23 protein-coding genes are annotated in these 22,808 nt (G+C 34.0%); 8 read left to right on the forward strand and 15 right to left on the reverse strand.

Annotated features, from left to right (window positions below):
- Positions 1-2 precede the first annotated feature (2 nt).
- The 9 genes from ligA to HHH54_RS03965 form a co-directional block, all read right to left on the reverse strand.
- Positions 3-2,015: an NAD-dependent DNA ligase LigA gene (gene ligA / locus HHH54_RS03925; RefSeq protein ID WP_198617535.1), complete on the reverse strand. Its 2,013-nt coding sequence runs from the start codon at positions 2,013-2,015 to the stop codon at positions 3-5.
- Positions 2,016-2,018: 3 nt separating this feature from the next.
- On the reverse strand, positions 2,019-4,211 hold the full coding sequence (gene pcrA, locus HHH54_RS03930) for a DNA helicase PcrA (protein WP_198617536.1): 2,193 nt from the start codon (positions 4,209-4,211) through the stop codon (positions 2,019-2,021).
- Complete coding sequence (gene pcrB, locus HHH54_RS03935) at positions 4,211-4,900, reverse strand: heptaprenylglyceryl phosphate synthase (protein WP_198617537.1); 690 nt, start codon at positions 4,898-4,900, stop codon at positions 4,211-4,213. Before pcrB ends, pcrA begins: the two co-directional genes overlap by 1 nt.
- Before the next feature lie 281 nt (positions 4,901-5,181).
- Positions 5,182-5,484: a YerC/YecD family TrpR-related protein gene (locus HHH54_RS03940; protein WP_198617538.1), complete on the reverse strand. Its 303-nt coding sequence runs from the start codon at positions 5,482-5,484 to the stop codon at positions 5,182-5,184.
- A 66-nt stretch (positions 5,485-5,550) separates the two neighbouring features.
- Positions 5,551-6,846, reverse strand: a complete 1,296-nt coding sequence (purB, locus tag HHH54_RS03945) for an adenylosuccinate lyase (protein WP_198617539.1) — start codon at positions 6,844-6,846, stop codon at positions 5,551-5,553.
- Positions 6,847-7,217: 371 nt separating this feature from the next.
- Positions 7,218-7,394 (reverse strand): NETI motif-containing protein, encoded by a 177-nt coding sequence (locus tag HHH54_RS03950; protein ID WP_198617540.1) that lies wholly within the window; start codon positions 7,392-7,394, stop codon positions 7,218-7,220.
- Positions 7,384-7,953, reverse strand: coding sequence for a DUF2179 domain-containing protein (locus tag HHH54_RS03955; protein ID WP_198617541.1), 570 nt, complete (start codon positions 7,951-7,953; stop codon positions 7,384-7,386). Before HHH54_RS03955 ends, HHH54_RS03950 begins: the two co-directional genes overlap by 11 nt.
- 189 nt (positions 7,954-8,142) lie before the next feature.
- Complete coding sequence (nadE, locus tag HHH54_RS03960; protein ID WP_198617542.1) at positions 8,143-8,964, reverse strand: NAD(+) synthase; 822 nt, start codon at positions 8,962-8,964, stop codon at positions 8,143-8,145.
- A complete protein-coding gene (locus tag HHH54_RS03965; RefSeq protein WP_198617543.1) occupies positions 8,957-10,426 on the reverse strand; it encodes a nicotinate phosphoribosyltransferase in 1,470 nt (489 codons plus the stop codon). Before HHH54_RS03965 ends, nadE begins: the two co-directional genes overlap by 8 nt.
- Before the next feature lie 281 nt (positions 10,427-10,707).
- Here HHH54_RS03965 and HHH54_RS03970 point away from each other — a divergent pair, with 281 nt between their 5' ends.
- Both HHH54_RS03970 and HHH54_RS03975 read left to right on the forward strand, forming a co-directional pair.
- The gene (locus HHH54_RS03970) at positions 10,708-11,784 is read left to right on the forward strand and encodes a nitric oxide synthase oxygenase (RefSeq protein ID WP_198617544.1); all 1,077 of its coding nucleotides are present in this window, start codon (positions 10,708-10,710) and stop codon (positions 11,782-11,784) included.
- 45 nt (positions 11,785-11,829) lie between these two features.
- Positions 11,830-12,642 (forward strand): prephenate dehydratase, encoded by an 813-nt coding sequence (locus tag HHH54_RS03975; RefSeq protein WP_198617545.1) that lies wholly within the window; start codon positions 11,830-11,832, stop codon positions 12,640-12,642.
- A 100-nt stretch (positions 12,643-12,742) separates the two neighbouring features.
- Here HHH54_RS03975 and HHH54_RS03980 read toward each other — a convergent pair whose 3' ends face one another.
- Positions 12,743-13,855: a glycosyl hydrolase family 28-related protein gene (locus HHH54_RS03980; protein ID WP_198617546.1), complete on the reverse strand. Its 1,113-nt coding sequence runs from the start codon at positions 13,853-13,855 to the stop codon at positions 12,743-12,745.
- A gap of 90 nt (positions 13,856-13,945) precedes the next feature.
- On the opposite strand from HHH54_RS03980, the gene HHH54_RS03985 reads away from it, so the two are divergent.
- From HHH54_RS03985 to HHH54_RS04000, 4 genes are all read left to right on the forward strand, one after another.
- A complete protein-coding gene (locus tag HHH54_RS03985) occupies positions 13,946-14,497 on the forward strand; it encodes a cysteine hydrolase family protein (RefSeq protein WP_198617547.1) in 552 nt (183 codons plus the stop codon).
- Between the two features lie 57 nt (positions 14,498-14,554).
- Positions 14,555-15,481, forward strand: a complete 927-nt coding sequence (locus HHH54_RS03990; protein ID WP_198617585.1) for a manganese-dependent inorganic pyrophosphatase — start codon at positions 14,555-14,557, stop codon at positions 15,479-15,481.
- 27 nt (positions 15,482-15,508) lie between these two features.
- Positions 15,509-15,793, forward strand: a complete 285-nt coding sequence (locus tag HHH54_RS03995; protein ID WP_198617548.1) for a GNAT family N-acetyltransferase — start codon at positions 15,509-15,511, stop codon at positions 15,791-15,793.
- Positions 15,794-15,903: 110 nt separating this feature from the next.
- Positions 15,904-17,283 (forward strand): aldehyde dehydrogenase, encoded by a 1,380-nt coding sequence (locus tag HHH54_RS04000; RefSeq protein WP_198617549.1) that lies wholly within the window; start codon positions 15,904-15,906, stop codon positions 17,281-17,283.
- A gap of 54 nt (positions 17,284-17,337) precedes the next feature.
- Here the strand turns inward: HHH54_RS04000 and pglS are convergent, their stop codons facing one another.
- The 3 genes from pglS to HHH54_RS04015 all read right to left on the reverse strand — a co-directional run bounded on the left by pglS (position 17,338) and on the right by HHH54_RS04015 (position 19,287).
- Positions 17,338-18,378: a 6-phosphogluconolactonase gene (gene pglS, locus HHH54_RS04005; protein WP_198617550.1), complete on the reverse strand. Its 1,041-nt coding sequence runs from the start codon at positions 18,376-18,378 to the stop codon at positions 17,338-17,340.
- Between the two features lie 64 nt (positions 18,379-18,442).
- Positions 18,443-19,012, reverse strand: a complete 570-nt coding sequence (locus tag HHH54_RS04010; RefSeq protein ID WP_198617551.1) for a hypothetical protein — start codon at positions 19,010-19,012, stop codon at positions 18,443-18,445.
- Between the two features lie 107 nt (positions 19,013-19,119).
- Positions 19,120-19,287, reverse strand: coding sequence for a hypothetical protein (locus tag HHH54_RS04015; protein WP_198617552.1), 168 nt, complete (start codon positions 19,285-19,287; stop codon positions 19,120-19,122).
- A gap of 170 nt (positions 19,288-19,457) precedes the next feature.
- Between HHH54_RS04015 and HHH54_RS04020 the strand changes: the two genes are divergently transcribed.
- Both HHH54_RS04020 and HHH54_RS04025 read left to right on the forward strand, forming a co-directional pair.
- Positions 19,458-19,847 carry a hypothetical protein gene (locus HHH54_RS04020; RefSeq protein ID WP_198617553.1) on the forward strand — a complete coding sequence of 130 codons (390 nt, stop codon included), beginning with the start codon at positions 19,458-19,460 and terminating at the stop codon, positions 19,845-19,847.
- A 277-nt stretch (positions 19,848-20,124) separates the two neighbouring features.
- Positions 20,125-21,168, forward strand: a complete 1,044-nt coding sequence (locus tag HHH54_RS04025) for a C45 family autoproteolytic acyltransferase/hydrolase (RefSeq protein ID WP_198617554.1) — start codon at positions 20,125-20,127, stop codon at positions 21,166-21,168.
- Between the two features lie 98 nt (positions 21,169-21,266).
- On the opposite strand, the gene HHH54_RS04030 is transcribed toward HHH54_RS04025, so the two are convergent.
- Together HHH54_RS04030 and HHH54_RS04035 are read right to left on the reverse strand one after the other, a co-directional pair.
- Positions 21,267-22,109: a DUF4097 family beta strand repeat-containing protein gene (locus tag HHH54_RS04030; protein WP_198617555.1), complete on the reverse strand. Its 843-nt coding sequence runs from the start codon at positions 22,107-22,109 to the stop codon at positions 21,267-21,269.
- Positions 22,110-22,116: 7 nt separating this feature from the next.
- Positions 22,117-22,668: a DUF1700 domain-containing protein gene (locus HHH54_RS04035; protein WP_198617556.1), complete on the reverse strand. Its 552-nt coding sequence runs from the start codon at positions 22,666-22,668 to the stop codon at positions 22,117-22,119.
- Positions 22,669-22,808: the final 140 nt, after the last annotated feature.

Consider the following 22,808-nt stretch of genomic DNA (forward strand, 5'->3'; position numbering starts at 1 on the left):
CGTTAAACTCCTTGCTTATTAATTTCACTTTGTTTTTCTATAAATTGCGCTTCATCCCAAACTTCTGTACCTAACGATTGTGCTTTTGTCAGTTTTGAACCAGCATCCTCACCTGCAATTACAAGATCCGTCGACTTAGTTACACTACTTGTAACTTTAGCACCTTGTTGCTTTAACCAATTTGATGCTTCAGAGCGTGTCATTTGTTGGAGTTTTCCTGTTAATACAATTGTTTTACCATTAAACTCTGGATGACCTTCAATATCTGATAGTTTTTCACCTTTAAATGTCATATTCACATTTTGTGATTTTAATTTTTCAATTAATCGTTTTATATCGTCGTTTTCTAGATAAGTAATTAATGATTGGGCTAACTTTTCACCTACATCATAAATTTCAACGAGCTCATCTTCAGTCACAGTAAACAAGCGGTCCATTGTTTCGTATTTTTCAGCAATAACCTGACTCGCTTTCGCGCCTAAGTGTCTAATACCTAAACCGAATAACAGATGTTCTAGAGATTGTTGTTTAGATTTTTCAATAGCATCTAAGAGGTTTTGAGCTTTTTTCTCACCCATTCTTTCAAGTGGCAATAGATCTTCTTTTGTTAAGTAAAAAATATCTGCGACGTCTTTTATCAAATCATAGTGATAAAGTTGCTCAATTATTTTTGTTCCTAACCCATCTATATTCATTGCTTGTCTTGATACAAAATGGATTAGTCCTTCAACAAGTTGAGCTTGGCATTTAGGATTAATACATCTTAACGCGACTTCACCTTCAATGCGTACCAATTCATGATCGCAACTTGGACAATGCGTTGGCATATGATAAGGTTTTGCATCACTAGGACGTCGATCTAAAATCACACGAACTACTTCGGGTATAATGTCTCCTGCTTTTTTGACTACGACATGATCCCCTATACGGATATCTTTTTCATGAATTAAGTCTTCATTATGTAAAGACGCACGAGATACAGTTGTACCCGCAACACGCACAGGTTCTAAAATCGCAGTAGGTGTCACAACGCCTGTGCGTCCTATACTGAGTTCAATATCATGTAATTGAGAGACCACTTCTTCTGCTGGAAATTTATATGCGATAGCCCATCGTGGTGATTTTTGAGTAAAGCCCATTTCTTCTTGATAGTCTAATGCATTGACTTTGATTACGATTCCGTCAATATCATAAGAAAGATGTTCACGTTGCTTTGTCCATCGCTCAATATAATCTAATACTCCTTCAATGTCTTTAACCTTTTCACGATTGTGATTTGTTTTAAAACCTAAATCATCCAACTGATCCAATGCTTCACTTTGAGAAGTAGCATCTAATTCTGTTAAATCATTAATACTATATATAAACACATCCAGTTTACGTTGTGCCGCTAACTTTGAATCAAGTTGTCGTAATGATCCGGCTGCTGCATTTCGAGGGTTAGCGAAAGGTTGTTCGTCTCTTTTTTCTTTTAACTCATTCAATTTCAAGAAAGACTTTCTAGGCATATACGCCTCTCCGCGTACTTCAAAAGAGATAGGTGTTTTCAGTGTAAGCGGTATAGCTTGTATGGTCTTAAGATTCTCTGTAATGTCCTCACCCGTCGTACCATCACCTCGAGTGAGTCCTTGAACAAACTTACCTTCGACATACTTTAAAGATACTGCTAACCCATCAATTTTTAATTCACACATATATTCAACAGGTCCCACTGCGTCACGCACTCTTTGATCAAATCGTCTTAAATCCGCTTCATTAAACGCATTCGATAAACTCAACATCGGTGTATCATGACGTTTTTTTTCAAATGAAGATTGCGCTTCTCCACCTACACGTACTGTCGGTGAATCAGACGTTTTAAACTCTGGATGCTTTGCTTCAATATCAATCAACTCATGTAACAATTGATCATATTCACTATCAGGTACTGACGGATTATCTTGAACATGGTATTCATAGTTATATTGGTGTAAAAGTTGATGTAATTCATTAACACGTGCTTGAATATCCTTCACTGATTAATCCTCCTTTTTTTCAATAGGGGCAAATTGCGCCAGTAATCGTTTAGGGCCTTCACTTTTGAAGATAATATCTAACTCTATTGAACCATTTTTATTATTTACATGGGAGACCATCCCTTCCCCCCATGACTTATGCACTACTTTATCGCCCACTTGCCAATCAGATTGATGTTGTGCGCTTTGTTTTGAATGGGTTACCTTTTGGCTAAATCCCCGTTTTGTTGGTTTTTGCTGAGGTGTACGTGTAAATTGAGCAGATGCATTCAAGTCCTCTAGCAAGTCTGTAGGTATTTCATCTAAAAATCTTGAACGTGCATTAGATTGAGGTCGGCCGTAAAGTGTACGAGATGACGCATGTGTGAGATACAAGACCTCTTCAGCACGTGTAATCGCAACGTAACTAATACGACGCTCTTCTTCCATTTCATGATTATCATCTGCTTTAATAGCACGAATATGAGGAAATAGTGATTCTTCCATACCAATAATAAAGACGACTGGGAACTCTAGTCCTTTGGCAGAATGCATCGTCATAAGCGTCACACCATCTTCTAAATTTGCCTCATCCACATCTGCAACAAGTGATAAATCAGTTAAGAAATTAATGAGTGATTGATCCTCAAGCGGCGTATTCTCTTCGTAATCATGTGGCACAGACATGAATTCATCAATATTTTCAAGTCTACTTCTTGACTCAATAGATTGTTCTCGTTGCAACATTTCACGATATCCAGACTTATCTAAAACTTCATCAACAATCTCTGTAATTTCAAGAAACTCTTGTTCTTTCATTAAATTATTAATTAAAGTGTAAAAAGTTGCTGCAGCTTGTGCGACTTTTTTAGATAATCCGATAAAATCAACTTCAGCTAATGCATCAAACATACTAATATTATGTTCATTCGCATAATTTGCAATTTTTTCAACTGATGATGGGCCAATGCCTCTTTTTGGCACATTAATAATACGTCTTAAACTTATGTCATCTGCGCTATTCGCGACGAGTCGTAAATAACTTAATACATCTTTAATCTCTTTACGGTCATAGAACTTTTGTCCCCCTACCATGACATAAGGGATATTAGATTTAAGAAATGTTTCTTCAAGCACACGAGATTGCGCATTTGTTCGATACAGTACAGCGATATCTTTAAACTTTTTACCACGTTGCTGTTGCTTCATAATCTCACGTACAACATATTCTGTCTCGTCTCGTTCACTAAACGCTTCGTAATAATAAATTTTTTCACCCTGCTGATTTGCTGTCCATAATCCTTTAGGTTTACGCTCTGTATTATTACGTATAACTTCGTTAGCCGCAGTTAAAATAGTTTTTGTTGAGCGATAATTTTGCTCTAAATAAATCGTTTTTGCTGTTGGATAATCTTCTTCAAAAGATAAAATGTTTTGGATATCAGCACCTCTCCAACCATATATCGACTGATCGGAATCACCTACAACACAGAGGTTTTTAAATTTCTTAGCGATGAGGTTCACTAATGTATATTGTGCTTTGTTAGTATCTTGATACTCATCTACATGAATATACTGAAACTTATTTTGATAATACTCTAATACTTCAGGGACACGTTCAAATAATTTAATCGTTGTCATAATTAAATCATCAAAATCTAACGCCTGATTTCTTAAGAGTTGTTTTTGATATCCTTCATAAACTCGGGCGACCATTTTAGCGTAAAAATCACTTGCTTCACTTAAAGCCGTACTTGGTGATTTTAGATCATTTTTAAGTTGACTAATAGCCCCTATAAACATACGTGGCTCATATTTTTTAGGATCGATATTTTCTCGTTTTAAAATATCTTTAATCACTGATTTCTGGTCAGTCGGGTCAATGATTGTAAAGTTTCTTTCAATTCCTATGCGATCGATATCTCGTCTTAAAATTCTTACACACATGGAGTGAAATGTTGACATCCATATTACTTCTGCCTCTTCTCCTACAAGGCTATGTACACGTTCTTTCATCTCTCTTGCTGCTTTGTTTGTAAATGTAATCGCTAAAATATTATAAGGAGAAACGCCTTTTTCATCTAATAAATAAGCAATACGATGCGTTAATACACGTGTTTTACCTGATCCTGCGCCTGCCATAATAAGAAGAGGCCCTTCAGTTGTACGTACCGCTTCACTTTGTTCAGGATTCATATTTTGTAATAAAGCATTCATTATGTTCTCTCCTTTATTTTAGTAGTTTGTAAAGCTTTTTTAATATCTTCATAAATAATATTACCAACGACTATAGTATCAGCGATTGCAGCGACCTCTGTTGCACGTGATAAACTATCGATGCCACCACCATAAAAAAGTTGCGTTTCTGTGAGCTCAGAACGCGCCGCTTCAACCATCTTTAAATCACCAAATGTACCACTATATTCTAAATAAAGTACTGGAAATCTATAAAATGCATTAGCCATTTGACTAAATGCCACAATGTCATCCACATCTAAATTTGTATTTGCTTTTGTATGTGCACTCACTTTACTATCAGGATTCATCACAAGGTAACCTTCAAAGATAAATTCATCAAAGTTAATCATGTGACCATATTCTTTGAGCGCGCGATGCAGTAACCCATTGTGAAATTCTGTATCTTGGCTATTTAATACAGTAGGGACAAAATAAAAGTCAAACCCAGGCATCGTGCTTTCTATATTAGAAATTTCTAATGCTAATGGTAATGGATATCTACGAACGCGACTCATTAAATTTAAGACGTTATCTTCTGTCACATTATCTGTGCCGCCTATCATAATTGCATCAGTATTGGACATACAAATACGTTCTAAATCATCATCTGATATTTCTTTTGCTGGGTCTAATTTAAAGACGTGTCGCCAGTTTTTTATATCATACATCGTAAACGCTCCTTTAAAATTTCATACCTCATATTATATCACTTTTAGAATGCGATATCTAAAGTTCATCTAGTCATTTTGATACAGCATTTATCATTATACAATGTTCAAAACAAATAAAAAGATTAGAATACATTCGCCGTGCATTGCGATGTATTCTAATCTTTTGAATTCGTATATTTCCAATCCTAAAATAAGACTAGGACGAAGTGGCTTGGTGTCATCCTAACCACTTCCTTAAAGTCTTAAATTTACTGCTTTCACTTAATCTATTATTGGCGCTATTGCTTCGTTTCGATATTCATTCTTTCCAAAATCATAGTGTATGCATCATTTCCCCATTGAAGCGAACGTTTTACACGAGAAATCGTTGCGGTCGACGCACCCGATTCTTGTTCAATCGTCGCATATGTGTAACCTTGCTTAATCATCTTAGCGACTTGTAATCTTTGCGAAAGAGACTGTATCTCATTAACTGTGCATAGGTCATCAAAAAATTGATAACATTCTTCTCTCGTTTCTAATGTTAATATTGCATCAAATAATTCATCTAATGCTGGTCCACGTAATTTTTCAATTTGCATGCAAACAACCCCTAATTTATTAATCTACAATCATTTTAACGAATTAATAGATTAAAGTGTAGTAAATTATACTAATCCTACTCTTTTAAATATTGTATCAACTTGGTTAAGATGATGTCTAGGGTCAAAACATTCATCTAGCTCTTCTTTTGATAATTGATCTGTAATTTTTGGATCTGCTTCAACTAATTCTCTAAATGGAGTTTTAGTTTGCCATGATTCCATTGCTTTAGGTTGTACCGTATCATAAGCTTCTTCACGCACCATGCCTTTATCAATAAGGGCAAGTAACACACGTTGTGAATAAATTAAACCGAACGTTTTATTCATGTTTTCAGTCATGTTATCTTCATAAATTGTTAAACGATCAATAATGTTTGTGAAGCGGTTTAATGCATAGTCTAAAGCTATTGTCACATCAGGTAGCATAATACGTTCAGCTGATGAGTGAGAAATATCTCTTTCATGCCATAATGCTACATTTTCATAGGCTGTTGTAAGGTAACCACGAATGACACGTGCAATACCTGTAATATTTTCAGAACCAACTGGGTTACGCTTATGTGGCATTGCAGATGAACCTTTTTGTCCTTTTGCAAATGCTTCTTCAACTTCACGTGTTTCAGTTTTTTGTAAATTACGAACTTCGACAGCAAATTTTTCGAGAGATGTCGCAATTAAGCTCAACGTTGCAATGTAATATGCATGACGATCACGTTGTAATGTTTGTGTAGAAATTGGTGCTGGCGTAATACCTAAATGTTTACATACATATGCTTCAATTTCAGGTGGAATATTCGCAAATGTACCAACTGCCCCACTCATTTTACCCACTTCAATTTCTTCACGAACGCGTTTAAAACGTTCTAAATTTCGGTTCATTTCTGCATACCATAATGCCATTTTCAAACCAAATGTAGTCGGTTCAGCATGGACACCGTGAGTTCGTCCCATCATTAATGTCGTTTTATACTTTTTAGCTTTTGCTGCTAAAACTTCAATAAAACGCTCTAAATCTTTTTCAATAATGTCATTCGCTTGTTTAATTTGAAAGCTTAATGCTGTATCCACTACATCAGTTGATGTTAAACCATAATGTACCCATTTACGTTCATCTCCAAGTGTTTCTGATACTTGGCGTGTAAAAGCCACAACATCATGTCGTGTTTGTTCTTCGATTTCTTTAGCTCTTTCAACATCAACACGTGCATTTGCTCTAATCTTTTGAACATCTTCTTTAGGAATGTAGCCAAGTTCACTCCATGCCTCACTTGCAAGAATTTCAACCTCTAACCATGCCTCATAACGATTTTGATCTGTCCAAATATTTGACATTTCTTCTCTTGAATAACGTTCGATCATTATTTATAAGCTCCTCACATTCATTGTTAATATTAGTATATCAAAGTCTAAAAATATGTACATTATCTATTCAATCAAATTTAATGTTCGTAATCAAGTGTTTGGCGAAAAGTTTTTCATTAGAAATATCAAAATCAATCGCAAAAATACGAATGATATGATAAATGCTATGAATATAATTCACTTTTAAAACGAAACTTGGCTTTTAATAAATACGATACCTTGTAGTTAAAAAATAAAAAGTTGAGATACGGTATGATGAGCTAAGCAAGTTACCTCATACTGAATTTTTATCGATGAACGATTTTGTTAATTTCAAGAGATATTTCACTTTACAACTTTTCATCTTTGTATCTCAACTTTATATACATCTATTTTTCAATTTTCTTGCCTGTAAATATAATTTCTTGTTTCAACACTTCAACTTGCCCATCTGGACCTTCTTTAAATATAGGTTTCTCATATCGCTTCACAGGCATATATCCTTCTGACTTCATTCGTGCTAAACATTCGGTAATAGATTCGTTTTCTTGTACTTTAAATTTCATCCGTATCATACGCCTTTACTTTTTTACTACGTACACCTTTAACCCAGAATCCGCCATGAATTGTCCGTGGTTCATACGCAATTACGAAGGCTTTCGGGTCAAGTTGTTTAATTGTATCCATGAGTTTTAGTTCATAGCGTCTTGGTGTTAAGATTTGCATCACCAAACGATCTCCATCACGACCATGCGCACCAAAGTGAGTGACACCGTATCCTAACTCTCTTAATTGTCTTGGTAAATCAAGCTCATAGTCAGCTGTTGTCACATTGACTACCGAATAACCTAGCGCTAATTTTTCTTCAATTTTCATCCCTACAATAATACCTACTGAAAAACCTAACGCATATGCGATGATATTGAGGAACTGATCAAGACTTGACATTACCATTCCTAAACCAATTACATAAACTAACACTTCAACAAAACTTACTATAGCTGCAACATAGCGATAACCTTTAAGCGTTAGAATGACACGCATTGTTAAAGCTGTCACATATGCGACGTTAATAACAAATATCGCAATGAGCATCATCCAAGGGTTATCATTAATCCAACTCATATAGAACCTCATTTCATTTTCTAATTATGGGCTTACATATAGATAAAAGCGTGATTTTAAAAAGTTAAAGCAAACTTATCAATAAAGAGTGAAGTAGTCATTCATGTTGCGCATAATTAGGAATTATCTCAATCTCATTTTCACTCTTTATGCTTTAGTCTACGGTAGGCCTTTCATCATTATAAAGACTTACTTTGGCCACGTAAAGCGTGTATATGCTAACTCTCTTTTATGGGCATTTTTAATATAATGAGATTCAATCGCTTTAGCATCTTTAGAATTGACTTGTTTTCCTTCTAAATAATCATCAATAGCCTCATAAGTCACACCTAAAGCCTCTTCATCTGGAAGTTGTGGTTTCAAATCTTCTAAATCAGCAGTTGGTACTTTTTCATATAAATGCGGACTTGCCCCAAGTGCTTTAAGTAGCTGGCGTCCCTGTCTCTTATTTAGGCCAAATAATGGTGCGATATCTGCTGCACCGTCACCATACTTCGTGAAAAATCCAGTGACATTTTCAGCGGAATGGTCAGTTCCAACTACAATTCCACTAGTATTAGATGCAATCGCATATTGAACTTTCATACGCTCTCGTGCTTTCTCATTTCCTTTTTGAAAATCTGTCAGTGTAATGCCCGATGCTTCTAAAGCACTCACACTTTGACCGACAGCGGGCTTAATGTTTACAGTAACAACACGGTCAGGCTGAATAAATTCCAATGCATCTTCTACTTCATCTGCATCTTTTTGGACACCGTATGGTAATTTCACAGCTATAAATTCATATTTTTGAGACTCAGATGCATTGAGCTCATTGACTGCTAATTGTACAAGCTTACCCGCAAGCGTAGAATCTTGACCACCAGAAATACCAAGCACAAGTGATTGAATAAAACTGTGACTTTGTACATAATGTTTAATAAAATTTTTAATCGCTTCAATCGTTTCATGGCTATCAATTTCTGGTTGTACTTTCATTTCCTTCACAATTATCTTTTGTAAATCAGTCATGCTCTTCCTCCATCTCTTTTACATTTTCAGCAACTTCAAAAATACGTTTTTGTTTATTTTCCCAACAAGCCGTACTTAAATCGACTGGGTACTCTTCTGGATTGAGATAACGTTTGTTTTCTTCCCAAAGTAAGTTCAGATTATCTTGTAAGTAAGTTTGTGCTTCTTTTTCTGAAGGAAGCTCATAGACAAGCTCACCATTCACAAATATATCATGATGCAAATCAATTGCTTTGAATGATTTTATCCATTTCATTTTGTAAGTATGGATAGGATGGAACATTTTAAGTCTATCTTGTGCGCCTGGATTTTCATGTTCTAAAGCAATATAATCTCCTTCAGACTTGTTCGTTTTCGTATTGATAATACGGTATACTCTCTTTTTACCTGGTGTTGTAACTTTTTCAGCATTATTTGATAATTTAATACGATCCACTAATACTCCAGAATCATCTTCAACAGCTACCATTTTATAAACGGCACCTAATGCTGGTTGTTGATAGGCAGTGATGAGCTTAGTTCCTACACCCCATGAATCAACCGTTGCACCTTGTGCTTTTAAACTCGTGATTGTTTCTTCATCTAAATCATTTGAAGCGATGATTTTTGCATCTTTAAATCCAGCGTCATCTAACATTTTGCGTGCAGCTTTAGATAAGTACGCAATATCACCAGAATCTAATCGAATACCAATAAAATTAATACTATCTCCTAGCTCTTTTGCTACACGAATTGCATTTGGTACACCTGACTTTAACGTATGGAATGTATCGACTAAAAATACACAATCTTTATGTCTTTCAGCATATTTTTTAAATGCTACATATTCATCACCATAAGTCTGAACAAATGCATGTGCATGTGTACCAGAAACTGGAATATCAAATAATTTTCCTGCTCGTACATTACTTGTGGAATCAAACCCACCAATAATCGCAGCACGCGCCCCCCAAATTGCTGCATCTAATTCATGCGCACGACGTGTACCGAACTCCATTAACGTATCATTTGCTGCCACTTGCTTAATTAAACTCGCTTTTGTAGATATTAACGTTTGGAAATTAATAATGTTTAGTAAAGCCGTCTCAATTAATTGTGCTTGAATAAGTGGCGCTTCAACGCGAATGAGTGGTTCATTATTAAAACATAACTCTCCTTCTTGCATAGAACGAATATTTCCAGTAAATTTAAGTTCTTTAAGATATGCTAAAAAATCTTCCTGATAGCCTATAGAACGTAAATATTCAATGTCCGTTTCTGAAAAATGTAAGTTTTGGATAAATTCAATCACTCTTCTCAAACCATTAAATACAGCATACCCGCTTCCAAAAGGCATATTTCTAAAATATAAGTCAAATACAGCAGTTTTTTCATGAATATTATCAAACCAGTAAGATTCCGCCATATTAATTTGATATAAATCGTTATGCAACATTAAACTATCATCATTAAATTGATACATCATTTTCTCCTTCAACCCTCATAAACATTTATTAAGATATCACAATAGTAACATATTTATTCTGTAACTGCCGTTTTAATCATATGTATATTCATATTATACTTGGCTTTAATTTCTACACCCTTGAAAATGATTGATTTATATTTTTCTATGAAATGTTCTAAGAATTTGTGACAAATTTTTAAAATGTTAACAGTAAATAACGCTAAAAGAAAAGAAAACATTGTTATTTCCTATTATCATGAATTGAAATTGAATATAATAATGGTGAGGTGAGCACAATGTTTAGTCAGGCAAAACAGTTTATTGAACAAATGTATCATGAACTTGGCAAATCACATGAATCCTGTCAGAAGAGACTTGAGGAAATCAAGCATGAGATTCATTCAACTGGCACATATCATCATACAACAGAAGAATTAACATACGGTGCGAAAATGGCGTGGCGTCATTCTAATCGATGTATTGGACGCTTATTTTGGGAACGCTTAATTGTTAATGATGCAAGACATATTAAGGATGAAGAAGCATTTATTGACTCTATACATCACCATTTATCTTATGCGACAAACAATGGTCGTATTCGCCCGTTTATTACAATATATGCTCAATCAGAAGACGATGGACCTAAAATTTATAATAATCAATTGATACGTTATGCAGGTTATCCACATGCCGGCGATCCTTCTGAGCGTCAAGTGACCCAACTTGCTGAGCATTTAGGTTGGCGTGGTCAAGGGACACACTTTGATGTACTGCCACTTATATATAAACTGCCAAACCAACCTATGAAATTTCATGAATACCCAAAATCACTCGTTAAAGAAGTACCAATAAGTCACTCTCGTTTTCCAAAAGTGAAAGAACTTGGGTTCAAATGGTATGCGGTGCCTATCATTTCAAGTATGGATCTTAGAATTGGGGGTATTACCTATCCTACAGTGCCATTTAATGGTTGGTATATGGTTAACGAAATTGCAGTACGTAACTTTACAGATACGTATCGCTATGATTTATTACCGCAATTTGCAGAGGCAATGGGATTTGAGGATCTTAAAAATAATACATTTAATCGAGACCGTGTACTCGTTGAAATCAATGATGCTGTCTATCAATCATTTAAATCAGAAGGGGTTTCAATTGTTGATCATTTAACCGCTTCTAAACAATTCGAACAATTTGAAAAGAACGAAAAAGATCATGGCCGAACAGTAACTGGTAAATGGTCGTGGCTCGCTCCACCATTGTCGCCAAGTTTAACTTCTAATTATCATCATGGCTATGATAATACTGTTAGAGAACCCAACTTTTTTTATAAAAATAAAAAATCAGAAAGTTCTGGCTGTCCATTTCATTAATCTCATGTAAAATAAATGAAAAAGTAATTGATGAGGAGGAAATATATGCAGTTATACTATCTTGGACCCTTAGGTACTTTTTCATACTTAGCCGCGCAACAATATGTTAATGATAATCAACACCAATCCGTTACACTTTCACCTCAAGACAGCTTATATGAAGTGATAGCATCATTAAATCAACAAGAAGATGCTTTGGCCATTGTGCCCATTGAAAATGCAATCGAAGGTACAATTAATGTGGTTGCAGATACGATTATTCATCAAAATGTAAGTGTCATCAGTGAAGTAACACTAAAGGTGGCTTTAGCCCTTTATGGACAACCAAATCAATCCTTTAACGACATGACACACGTTGCGTCTATTGATCCCGCAATTAGTCAAGCTCAACAACTCATTCGACACCATCAATTTGATATTATTAATACAACAAGTACTATTGCAGCGCTTTCATATATTAATCATCATACGGGAGCGATTGCGCCATTGGGAAGCGGAGAGTTATACGGTTACACTCCACTTAAAACTCATATTGAAGATTCACCACATAATATGACACGATTTCTAGTATTAAGGAACAATATGAATGCTACTGTACAGACAGGTCGCGAATGTTTATTAGTAATTACACCAACATATGATAAGCCAGGGTTACTTGCGAGTATTTTAAATACATTTTATTTATTTAATATCAACTTAAAATGGATAGCTTCGCGTCCTCTTAAAACGAAATTAGGAATGTATCGATTTTTTGTACAAGCTGAGGACATTGATGACGACGTTTTAGAAAAAATATTTACTATTTTAGAAACGTTAGATTTTGAAATCTTACTGCTTGGTCGGTTTGATTCACATTAAAAACTAAAAGCGATTAAGAGTACATGGAAATACAAACAAGTGTAGAGAATGTTTGTACTATTTCCCCTATATCTTAACCGCTTTATTTTTTATTAATACATTATATTGATTTTGTATTTGAAGTAATGCGCTTGTTTTCAACGTGTAATTGATTGAGAGGTGGTAATTGACTATTTTGTATGATCTCTACATCTTTAACAGCCGTTAACTGTATTGGACCATTCTCTCCCAAGAATACATTCCGTATTATGTTGACATCATGATGAGGTGCTATTTTATGGCTTCGTATATGCAATACATCTAATGATTTACATTCTACGAAGATATTTTGTAATACATCAAAATGATTACCACCTTGTCTCCCCGTTTGTTGACCATCAAGACTATGCATATTTTTCCCTTTATACACACCCAAATAGCGAATCCCCCCAGCGCAGTTTATAAATACATTATCCTTTATAATGATATGTTTCCCTTTTAGAGGTGTTAGTGCATAGTCTTTGGTCTCTTCAAATATATTATTTTGTATGATGATATTTTCATAATAATAATTTAACCGACTAGCGTGTGATCCAATCGCTCGATTCCATGAGTGCATCACGCCTTCTTTAGAACTTCCAAAGTAACAATGCTCAATTAAGACATTGCGAGATATCGTACCATCATTCGCTCCGAATTTTGGAAATGCTCCTTTAACAAACATATCTAATTGAATCGTCTCAGAAAACGAACGGTTTCCATTTACATCATAAAATCCTAAGAAATTACAATGATGAATATGTACTCCATCCAACCCACAAGCATCAATAGCATGCCCACCCACTACGTTTTTAAACGTCACAGCATCAATCTCTATATTTCGTGCATGTCCAATACTCATAGCCGTATTATTATAAGGACAATTATTTCCATTCATATCAAATGTTCCACCTCTAATTTTGATATGACTATTACCCTCATAACCGTAGTATCGTTTCAGGCTCGATCCATTTTTGATGAGCGCATCTCTTCCTACTCTTAAAAATACAGCTTTATCATCTAAGATTAAGGTTGTACCTTCATAGATTTTTAAAGCCTTGCCAATATAATAAGTTCCTTCAGGAATATTGATTGTTACGGTCGCTCTTTTCCCTTTATTTAACGCACTTTGAATTGTAAGTGTATCTTTAATGGTTTTTGTTATCTTAACGAGTAAATTTAAGATTTTAATCATACTATTGTAGAAACCTCCTCTATTTAGGTTATACTATTAATAATATTGTATTTACTTATTTAATTCCATATTTTTCAGGAGGGGGATATTATGTCAAAAAAAGCTTTAATTGTTGTTGATTATTCATATGATTTTGTCGCAACTGATGGTAAGTTAACTTGTGGTGAGCCTGGTCAAGCAATAGAACCATTCATTTTAGACCGCATTCAACACTACCATGATGCAAATGATCCTATTTTCTTCATGATGGACTTACATTACGAAAATGATCCTTATCACCCAGAATCTAAAACTTTCCCACCACATAATATTGAACATACAAAGGGTAGAGAACTATATCATAAAGTAGGAGAAAAGTACGAAGAAATTAAAGATGATTCACATGTTTTCTTTTTAGATAAAAGACGTTTTGATGCTTTCTACGGTACACCACTAGATAGTCTCCTTCGCGAAAGAAATATCGATACAGTAGAAATTGTTGGTGTTTGTACTGATATTTGTATTCTACACACAGCGACGAGCGCTTATAACTTAGACTATCAGCTGATAATTCCTAAAAATGGTGTAGCATCATTCGATTTAACAGGTCACGATTGGGCGCTTACACATTTTAAAAATACATTGGGCGCACAGGTAGAATAAATTTCATATGACATGATAAAATAGAATTCAATCAAACAATAAACATAAGGAGATTTTATAATGACAACATATATTTTCGGTCATAAAAACCCAGATACAGATGCAATTTCTTCTGCTATTATTATGGGAGATTTTGAAAAGCTTAATGGTAACTCAGAAGCTAAAGCTTATCGCTTAGGCGATGTGGGTGCTGAAACAAAATATGCACTAGATTACTTCAAAGTTGAAGCACCTACTCTATTAACTGATGATTTAACTGATCAAGACGTTATTTTAGTGGATCATAATGAGTTTCAACAAAGTGCAGATTCAATTGATAAAGCTGTAATTAAACATGTTATCGATCACCATCGTATTGCAAACTTCGAAACTGCAACACCTTTATATTACAGAGCTGAGCCTGTTGGTTGTACAGCTACTATCTTATACAAAATGTATAATGAGCAAAACTTAGAGATTAAACCTGAGATTGCTGGATTAATGTTATCAGCTATTATTTCAGATAGTTTATTATTCAAATCACCAACATGTACTGAGCAAGATGTTGAAGCTGCAAAAGCAGTAGCTAAAATTGCAAATGTAGATATAGATGCATATGGCTTAGATATGTTAAAAGCTGGTGCTTCAACAACAGACAAATCAGAAAAAGATTTACTTGAAGCAGATGCAAAATCTTTTAATATGGGAAATCATGTTGTACGAATTGCACAGGTTAATACTGTAGATATTGAAGAAGTCATTGACCGTCAAGAAGCACTTGAAAATGAAATGAACAAAGTAAGTGCAGAAGAAGGTTATGATGCGTTTGTTTTAGTAGTTACTGATATTTTAAACAGTGATTCAAAAATCTTAGTAACAGGTGCACAAAAAGAAAAAATTGGTCAAGCCTTTAATGTACAACTTGAAAATAACACAGCATTCTTACCAAATGTAGTTTCACGTAAAAAACAAATCGTACCACCTATTACTGATATTTTATCATAGGTTCGATATATTAAAGGAGCGATGATGATGACACATACTATTCATGAAGGTTCAAATTCTTTTTACATCGGTGAAAATGAAAAACGTGCAATCGCTGAGATTACTTATGTCTATCGTGATGATCATACGATTGATGTTAATCATACCTTTGTTGATCCATCTCTTAGAGGTGGCGGTGTAGCAAGACAATTATTCGATAAAGTTATTGAAAAAGCACGTAATGAAAATTTAAAAATTATTCCTACTTGCTCATATGTCTATACACAGTTCGAAAAAAATCCTGATTTAGCTGATTTAAGAGCTAATCGTTAATATCAAGTTTAGAAAAAATATGACGATTAAAGCGAGACTGATTGATTCTAGGTTCACATGATTTAGACAATCGTCTCGCTTTTTAAACCGCTTAGGAAAGGAATTATATAATGAATACTTATGATATATTGTTTGAGCAGTCACGTTCGTATTTTAAAACACATGAAACGAAATCTATAAAGTTTCGAAAAAAACAACTTAAATTATTAGCTAAAAGTATAAAACAACACCAAGATGAATTATTAGAAGCACTTCATAAAGACCTTGGGAAAAATGATGTTGAGGCATACGCGACAGAAATTGGTTATGTCTTGCATAATATTAAGCTTATACGTCAAAAGATTTCTAAATGGGCAAAGAAAAAAGCCGTTGATACTCCTTTTTTCTTATTTCCTGCAAAAAGTTTCATAGTTAAAGAGCCGCTTGGGACTGTTTTAATTGTAGGACCATTTAACTATCCATTTCAACTTGTAATTGAACCACTTATCGGTGCAATTGCAGCTGGAAATACTGTTATCTTGAAACCATCAGAACTCACACCACATGTTAGTCAAGTACTCGAAAAAATTATTACACAAACTTTTGACCCAAAGTATATTTCTATCGTTCAAGGCGATGCGTCAGTATTACAATCTCTTTTAACATTACCTTTTGATCATATTTTCTTTACAGGCAGTCAACGTGTTGGACAAATTGTTTATGAAGCTGCAAGTAAGCATCTTACACCCGTAACATTAGAATTAGGTGGCAAATCACCAACAATTATTGATAAAACTGCAAACTTAAAAGTAGCAAGTGAACGTATTTGTTTCGGAAAGTTCATGAATACTGGACAAACTTGTGTGGCTCCAGATTATATATTAATAGATGAATCTGTACGCCACGACTTTATTCAATCTCTAAAAAGAACAATTACTGAGTTTTACGGAAAATATCCTAAGAATAGTGCGGACTTTGGTCGAATTGTTAATGATAAACATTTTAAACGCCTAAACCATCTCATTCAAACCCATAAACATCAGATTATTTTTGGCGGTGAGACTGATCAAAGTGATTTATATATTGCGCCAACACTCATGGATCACATCCATCCTGACGATCTTATCATGCAAGATGAAATATTCGGACCTATCCTGCCCGTTATGACTTATAAACATTTAGATGAGGCGATAGACTTTGTCCAAAGTCGACCAAAGCCATTATCACTGTACTTATTTAGTGAAGATGAAAATGTTTCAAACCGTGTGATGAATGAATTATCCTTTGGAAGTGGCGCTATCAATGACACCGTGCTACAACTTGCAAATCCGAATTTACCGTTTGGTGGTGTCGGTCAATCTGGTATTGGACGTTATCATGGGCGATATTCATTTGACACGTTCACTCATGAAAAACCTTATATTTTTAAATCAACAAAACTGGAAACGGCTATTTTATTCCCACCATACAAAGGAAAACTAAAATACATTAAACAAATCTTCAAACATTAAAAAAATCGGAATTGGTGATTGATCTAATTTCAATTCACTCAATTCCGATATGATTTAGTTATTTAAAAATTTAACACAAACCCCTTCTGGAGCTACTTGTGATGAATCTTTTAATGTAAGGGTTCCATTTTCAATATCACGTTCAAAAACCGTTACCGTTGACTCTCCTTCTTGGTGTGCTACAACTAAATAACGATCCGATGGTGTAATATTAAAATCACGCGGGAACTCTCCTTGTGTCGGAACGATGTCTACAAGTTCCAAATGACGTCCATTATCTAAAACTTTAAAAATAGCGATACTATCATGACCACGATTACTAATATATAAGAACTTTTGATCATGTGATAGATGGACAGCCGCGAGTTTTGTAGGTTGGAAATACTCTTTAGGAATTGTGAGATGTCTTTCAATCGGTGTGAAACGACCATCTTCATACGACATCACAACTACAGTATTTGAAAGTTCATTCACTACATACGCATATTCACCATTTTTATGGTATTCAATATGTCTAGGACCGTCTCCAGGCTCTAAAGTTGTTCGATGCGCAACCTCTAAACCTTTATTTCCATAATGATATGTCACCAATAAATCTGCGCCTAAATCAACTGCTACTACATATTTTTGCTCCGGCGTAATATCAATATAATGCACATGTGGTTTTTCTTGACGTTCCACATTCGGACCTTGCTCATAATCATGATAAATTTCTTTAATCAATCTCTCAATTTTTTGATTTTTAGCATCGAACTTATAAATACGTGCGATACCATCTCCATATACCGCTTCAAACACAAATTCTCCATCTGGTGAAAAAGATACGTAACATCCCGAACCTTTAAAAGATTCTAACGCTTCTCCATTTTTTTCTAATGTACCATCTTTTTTAATATTAAAAGTAGCTAAACCTGAATACGTATCATTTTTTGTGATGGCTGCTAATGTATTGTCATATTGTGCTAAATATGTAGATGCATTTATTTCATATCCTGTCTCTAGATTTTCAATAACACCAGTTTCTTCATTTAATTCGAATCGATAAATTCCTTTTCCATTCTTCTTCGTGTAAGATCCGATAAACCCTTTTACCATATTATGCTTACCTCCAACATACTTGATACGTTTATTTTACCAGATTTATTCACATTTCCATATTTTATGATATTTTTAATTCAATTTCCCCTTCTGAGACGTGCCATTCACATCCGATAGGTGAAATGCCTTTCATACCTTCAAAATATTTGTATCCAATCAATTGCATTAAATAGTGAGAACACATATTACTGATACAAAATGTTTGCTCTGATTTAAATTTAGGGTTTCGATATAATCGTTTTAACAATCGGCTAAAACTTAAGGGTTTCGAAAAAATTATCCATAAATCTGGCTCATTATCTACAAATGCTCGTTCAAACTTTTGCATACTTGTACTGTGTTCTTTCCAAATAACCATTCTAATTGTACAATCACTATTCCCCGTATGATTTAAATATTGTTCTAAATCAATCTTAAATCTTCTTGCACTTTCTAACATTAACTCATCATGACTTACCCCTATCATAATATGACGTGCTGTTTCATGATTTAGCATAATATCATGAATCCATCTACTTGGAGTGTATTCTTTTAAATGTTGATTATTAATTTGACGGTTTAATTGATAGAGTTGACCAATAGTACTAGCATTAAATTGATAAGATACTAAAATATTTTCATCTAAGTACACACACATCACCTTAATATTAGATTTTTGATCAGACTTTAAAAGGATTTTGCATTTTCGATAGAATAAAAATAAGGTTGAGACCTATAAACAGTCTCAACCTATACCAATTAATTGTTTGCTTCAATATCAGCAATAATAGCTTTAGTTTTGTTTTCGATGTCTTCAAAGTCTTTCTTGAAAACATAAGTTAATACTGCAGCACCTACACCTATGAGTAAGCTCACAATTAATAGAAAACTAAATACAAATTTAAAAAATCCTTTAATGAAATCCATATTCACAGTCACCCCTAAATCTTTATTCTACTTCTTTATCATACCATATAACTCATCTATCATTAAATAAATACCTCAAAACTTTAAATTTCTAACACTTCCGCTCTATAATTATATTGTTATTTATGGTACATTAATATTAATAATAAAATGAAAGAGGTATATTTTTTATGCCGCACATATCTTTATTAAACTCTTGGAAAAATCATGATATTCAAAAAATTGATAACATGATTGATAATAACGTAGTTGCATATTATTTTAACGAAGTCGGTGAAGCTCAAAGACTGAATAAATCTACGCTCTTAGCTATGCTTAAAAGACGTATGGATAATGTGCAATCTAGTGATACTTTACAGTGGAATTTTGAGATTATTCACAGAGCAAGAAAAAATGATGAAAATATGATTTTATTTTATACGTATTCTTATGAAAACCCTGACTATTTTAAAACTAAAAAGACCCTAATTATGTTAACATTCAAACATAGTGGGAAGAATGCTTATCATCAAATAAACAGTATATATATCACTCCGAATATCAAGGATTTGAACGAATAAAAATTGCTACATCACCTTAACATTAAAAGTGATGTAGCAATCTTTTCATCTTATGTACTTTGTTCGATGTGTCAGCCCTAATTCATAAAGTTTCGATAAAACCATTGTTTTGTTTTAATAAGTGTTATCCACATACTCCCACTCCTTTATTTGACAAAACAGAGTATATGCGTTTCATTATAATAAGCTTCTTCCGTGTTTACCATTAAGGGAAGGTTACAACATCGTAACAAATTGTTTTAAAGTAATGTCAGAGATTTCAGAGAGGAAGATGATAATGCAACACGTTACTTCGGACATACTCACTTTTAGAGGTAATCATTATGACTATGGTGTATCGGTTGGACAATGGCTGAAAAAGACTGAAATGCTCAAAAATAGATCGCGTGAGTGGAAGAAACGTATGCCTCGTTTCGATATAGACATTGCCGAAACACATCAGATTTATCAACAATACGCACCTCAGATTTGGCAAGAGATTCTAGGTATTCAAGATGTTCTAAATATACCAACGCGCCAAGCCATACTTAATTTTGCCCATTATCGCTTTACCGAACTTCCTGATAGTGGTTGCACAGTTTATGTTGGCTCGGACTATATTGTTAGAAACTATGACTATCACCCTGCAACTTATGATGGTCGATATCAATTATTTCAACCAAATGATGGTGGATATGCTCAAATTGGACCGATGTCAAGAACAACAGGCCGTATGGATGGTATGAATGAACATGGCTTAGTTATGGCTTATAATTTTATGCACCGTAAAAAACCTGCAAATGGTTTTGTATGTTATATGGTTGGGCGTCTAGTATTAGAGTTATGCAAAGATGTACCAGAAGCTGTGCAGTTTTTGAAAACTATTCCGCATCGAAGTTCTTTTAGTTATATTTTACAAGACAAACATAATCAACACGCCATTGTTGAAGTTACACCTAGAGGCGTTGAAGTCCGCTATGATACAACCTGTACTAATCATTTCAAATTACTTACACATGAAAATCGCAACTATACGAAAGAGTCTAAAGATCGCCTTGAACGTCTTGAAACAGCTTTAAACCAAAACACTTCAGACCGCTTCGAAGTATTTAAACTATTTAATCAACCTGAACAACACATCTACAGTAAATTATTTAAAAGCTGGAGTGGGACGATTCATACTTCTATGTATGAACCTAAAACGTTACACGCTTGGATTGCATTAGGTGAAAACCAAGCACCTACTATGATTGATTTCGGTCAATGGCTACAAGGCACACCTTTAACACTAACAGAATTACAAGGCTATATCGATACCGACATCACTTTTGCAACCCATTAACTGTTTAAATTTTTACATTCTAAATGTAATAAGCTTGGGATTTTGATATCCCAAGCTTTCTTAAGTTTACTTTATGATTTCTCTGTTTATGCATTTCTCTATTTTACAGTGATATCACCACGGTCAGCATATAATTCTACTTTATATGTACCTTGACCATTCTTACCTCTGTGAATGTGCTGATTTTGAATATACGACTTCCCTTTTTCAGAATCAATTTTAAACATCGTATTTTGAGGTGCTTCTAAATAATTAAGCAAGATATCTCCTTTTTTAATTGAACCTTTCATAGATATTTTTGAAGGCGCATGGTGAAGTTCGATCATACCTTCCTTAACTTTACAAACACTAGTGTTTAACATTGTCTTATTAAGGTTAATAGTCCCTTTATTAAGATTCATTTCACTATGTTCAAAGCTACTATTTTCTACATCCAAAATGGTTTCATTCCCATAAATATACGCATTTTTAAAATCACTATGTTTAATATGGATGCCACCATGTTTTTCATTTTGAATCGTTGTTTTGATATGCTTTAAATGATTTAAATTGATATCTGACATACGCGATTGAATATGCAATTCCTCTAATACATCTTTAGGTACTTCAATATTCAGTTGTCCATGATGACTTTCAAAAGGATTAACATTTACCATACTCTTAGACGTTTTGGCCGCTTCATTAATCTTTAAAGTCCCACCTTTACCATTAAGATTTAATTGATGCGGTCCGTGATATGTCACTTTAAATACTTTTCCTTCTACAACATTTATGTCTGCTGTATTGCTTTGTACCATTAAGTGTTCGAATTGTTGGTCATTAAAAACTTTTTCAATATTTTTTAATTGATGATGATCTTTTTCAAAACCAAACCAAGCCACTGTGCCACATATAAAGAAAAATAAAAAAGCACTTACTCCGAATAGAAATAATTTTTTCATTTATTCACTATCCCTTTTTAAATAAATTAATATTCCATGTTAAGTATCTAATGACAAGATAACGAATTGCAAGTAACAATTTAGCAATAATCACTAAAAAAGTGACACCTAAACCGAAATATGATAATCCGAATAATAGATTACTTAAAGAAAAATATTGAAACCCAACCCACGCTGTTGATACAAGTATAATGATAGGCGCAAGAACCATACCTACTGAAATCAGTACTCCTATCGTTATAAATAATAGCGTGAAAAGAAGCGGAATGAGTACAAATATTAAAGTAATAATACTCATACCTATAGTTGCGAAGAGTGCACGTAAAATATGTGGTATATCTGGCTTATGCTGCGCTTTTTTTACAGCATATGTTGCATAATTTTGTTTCGCCACCTTTTTAGGTGAATCAAGCGTTTGCACAATCTCTTTCGCACTTTTCCCCTTTTTTTCTGCTTCAAAAAAATACTGTTCATACAGTGACATAATCTCATCGACACGGGATGCTGGGAGTTTATGAAGACGTTGTTCAAGCTCATTTAAATATGTAATTTTATCCAAACCGTAACCCCTTTCTTAAAGGATTGTACAAATATCATAATACTTTAAATTATATATAGGCTTTCTCATAATTTGAAGCTAAACTTCTAATTTGTATTTTAATTGTTAAATTCTTAATTTGTCATAATCTTTTTAATTTT

Source organism: Staphylococcus canis (assembly GCF_016238445.1).
GTDB lineage: Bacteria > Bacillota > Bacilli > Staphylococcales > Staphylococcaceae > Staphylococcus > Staphylococcus canis.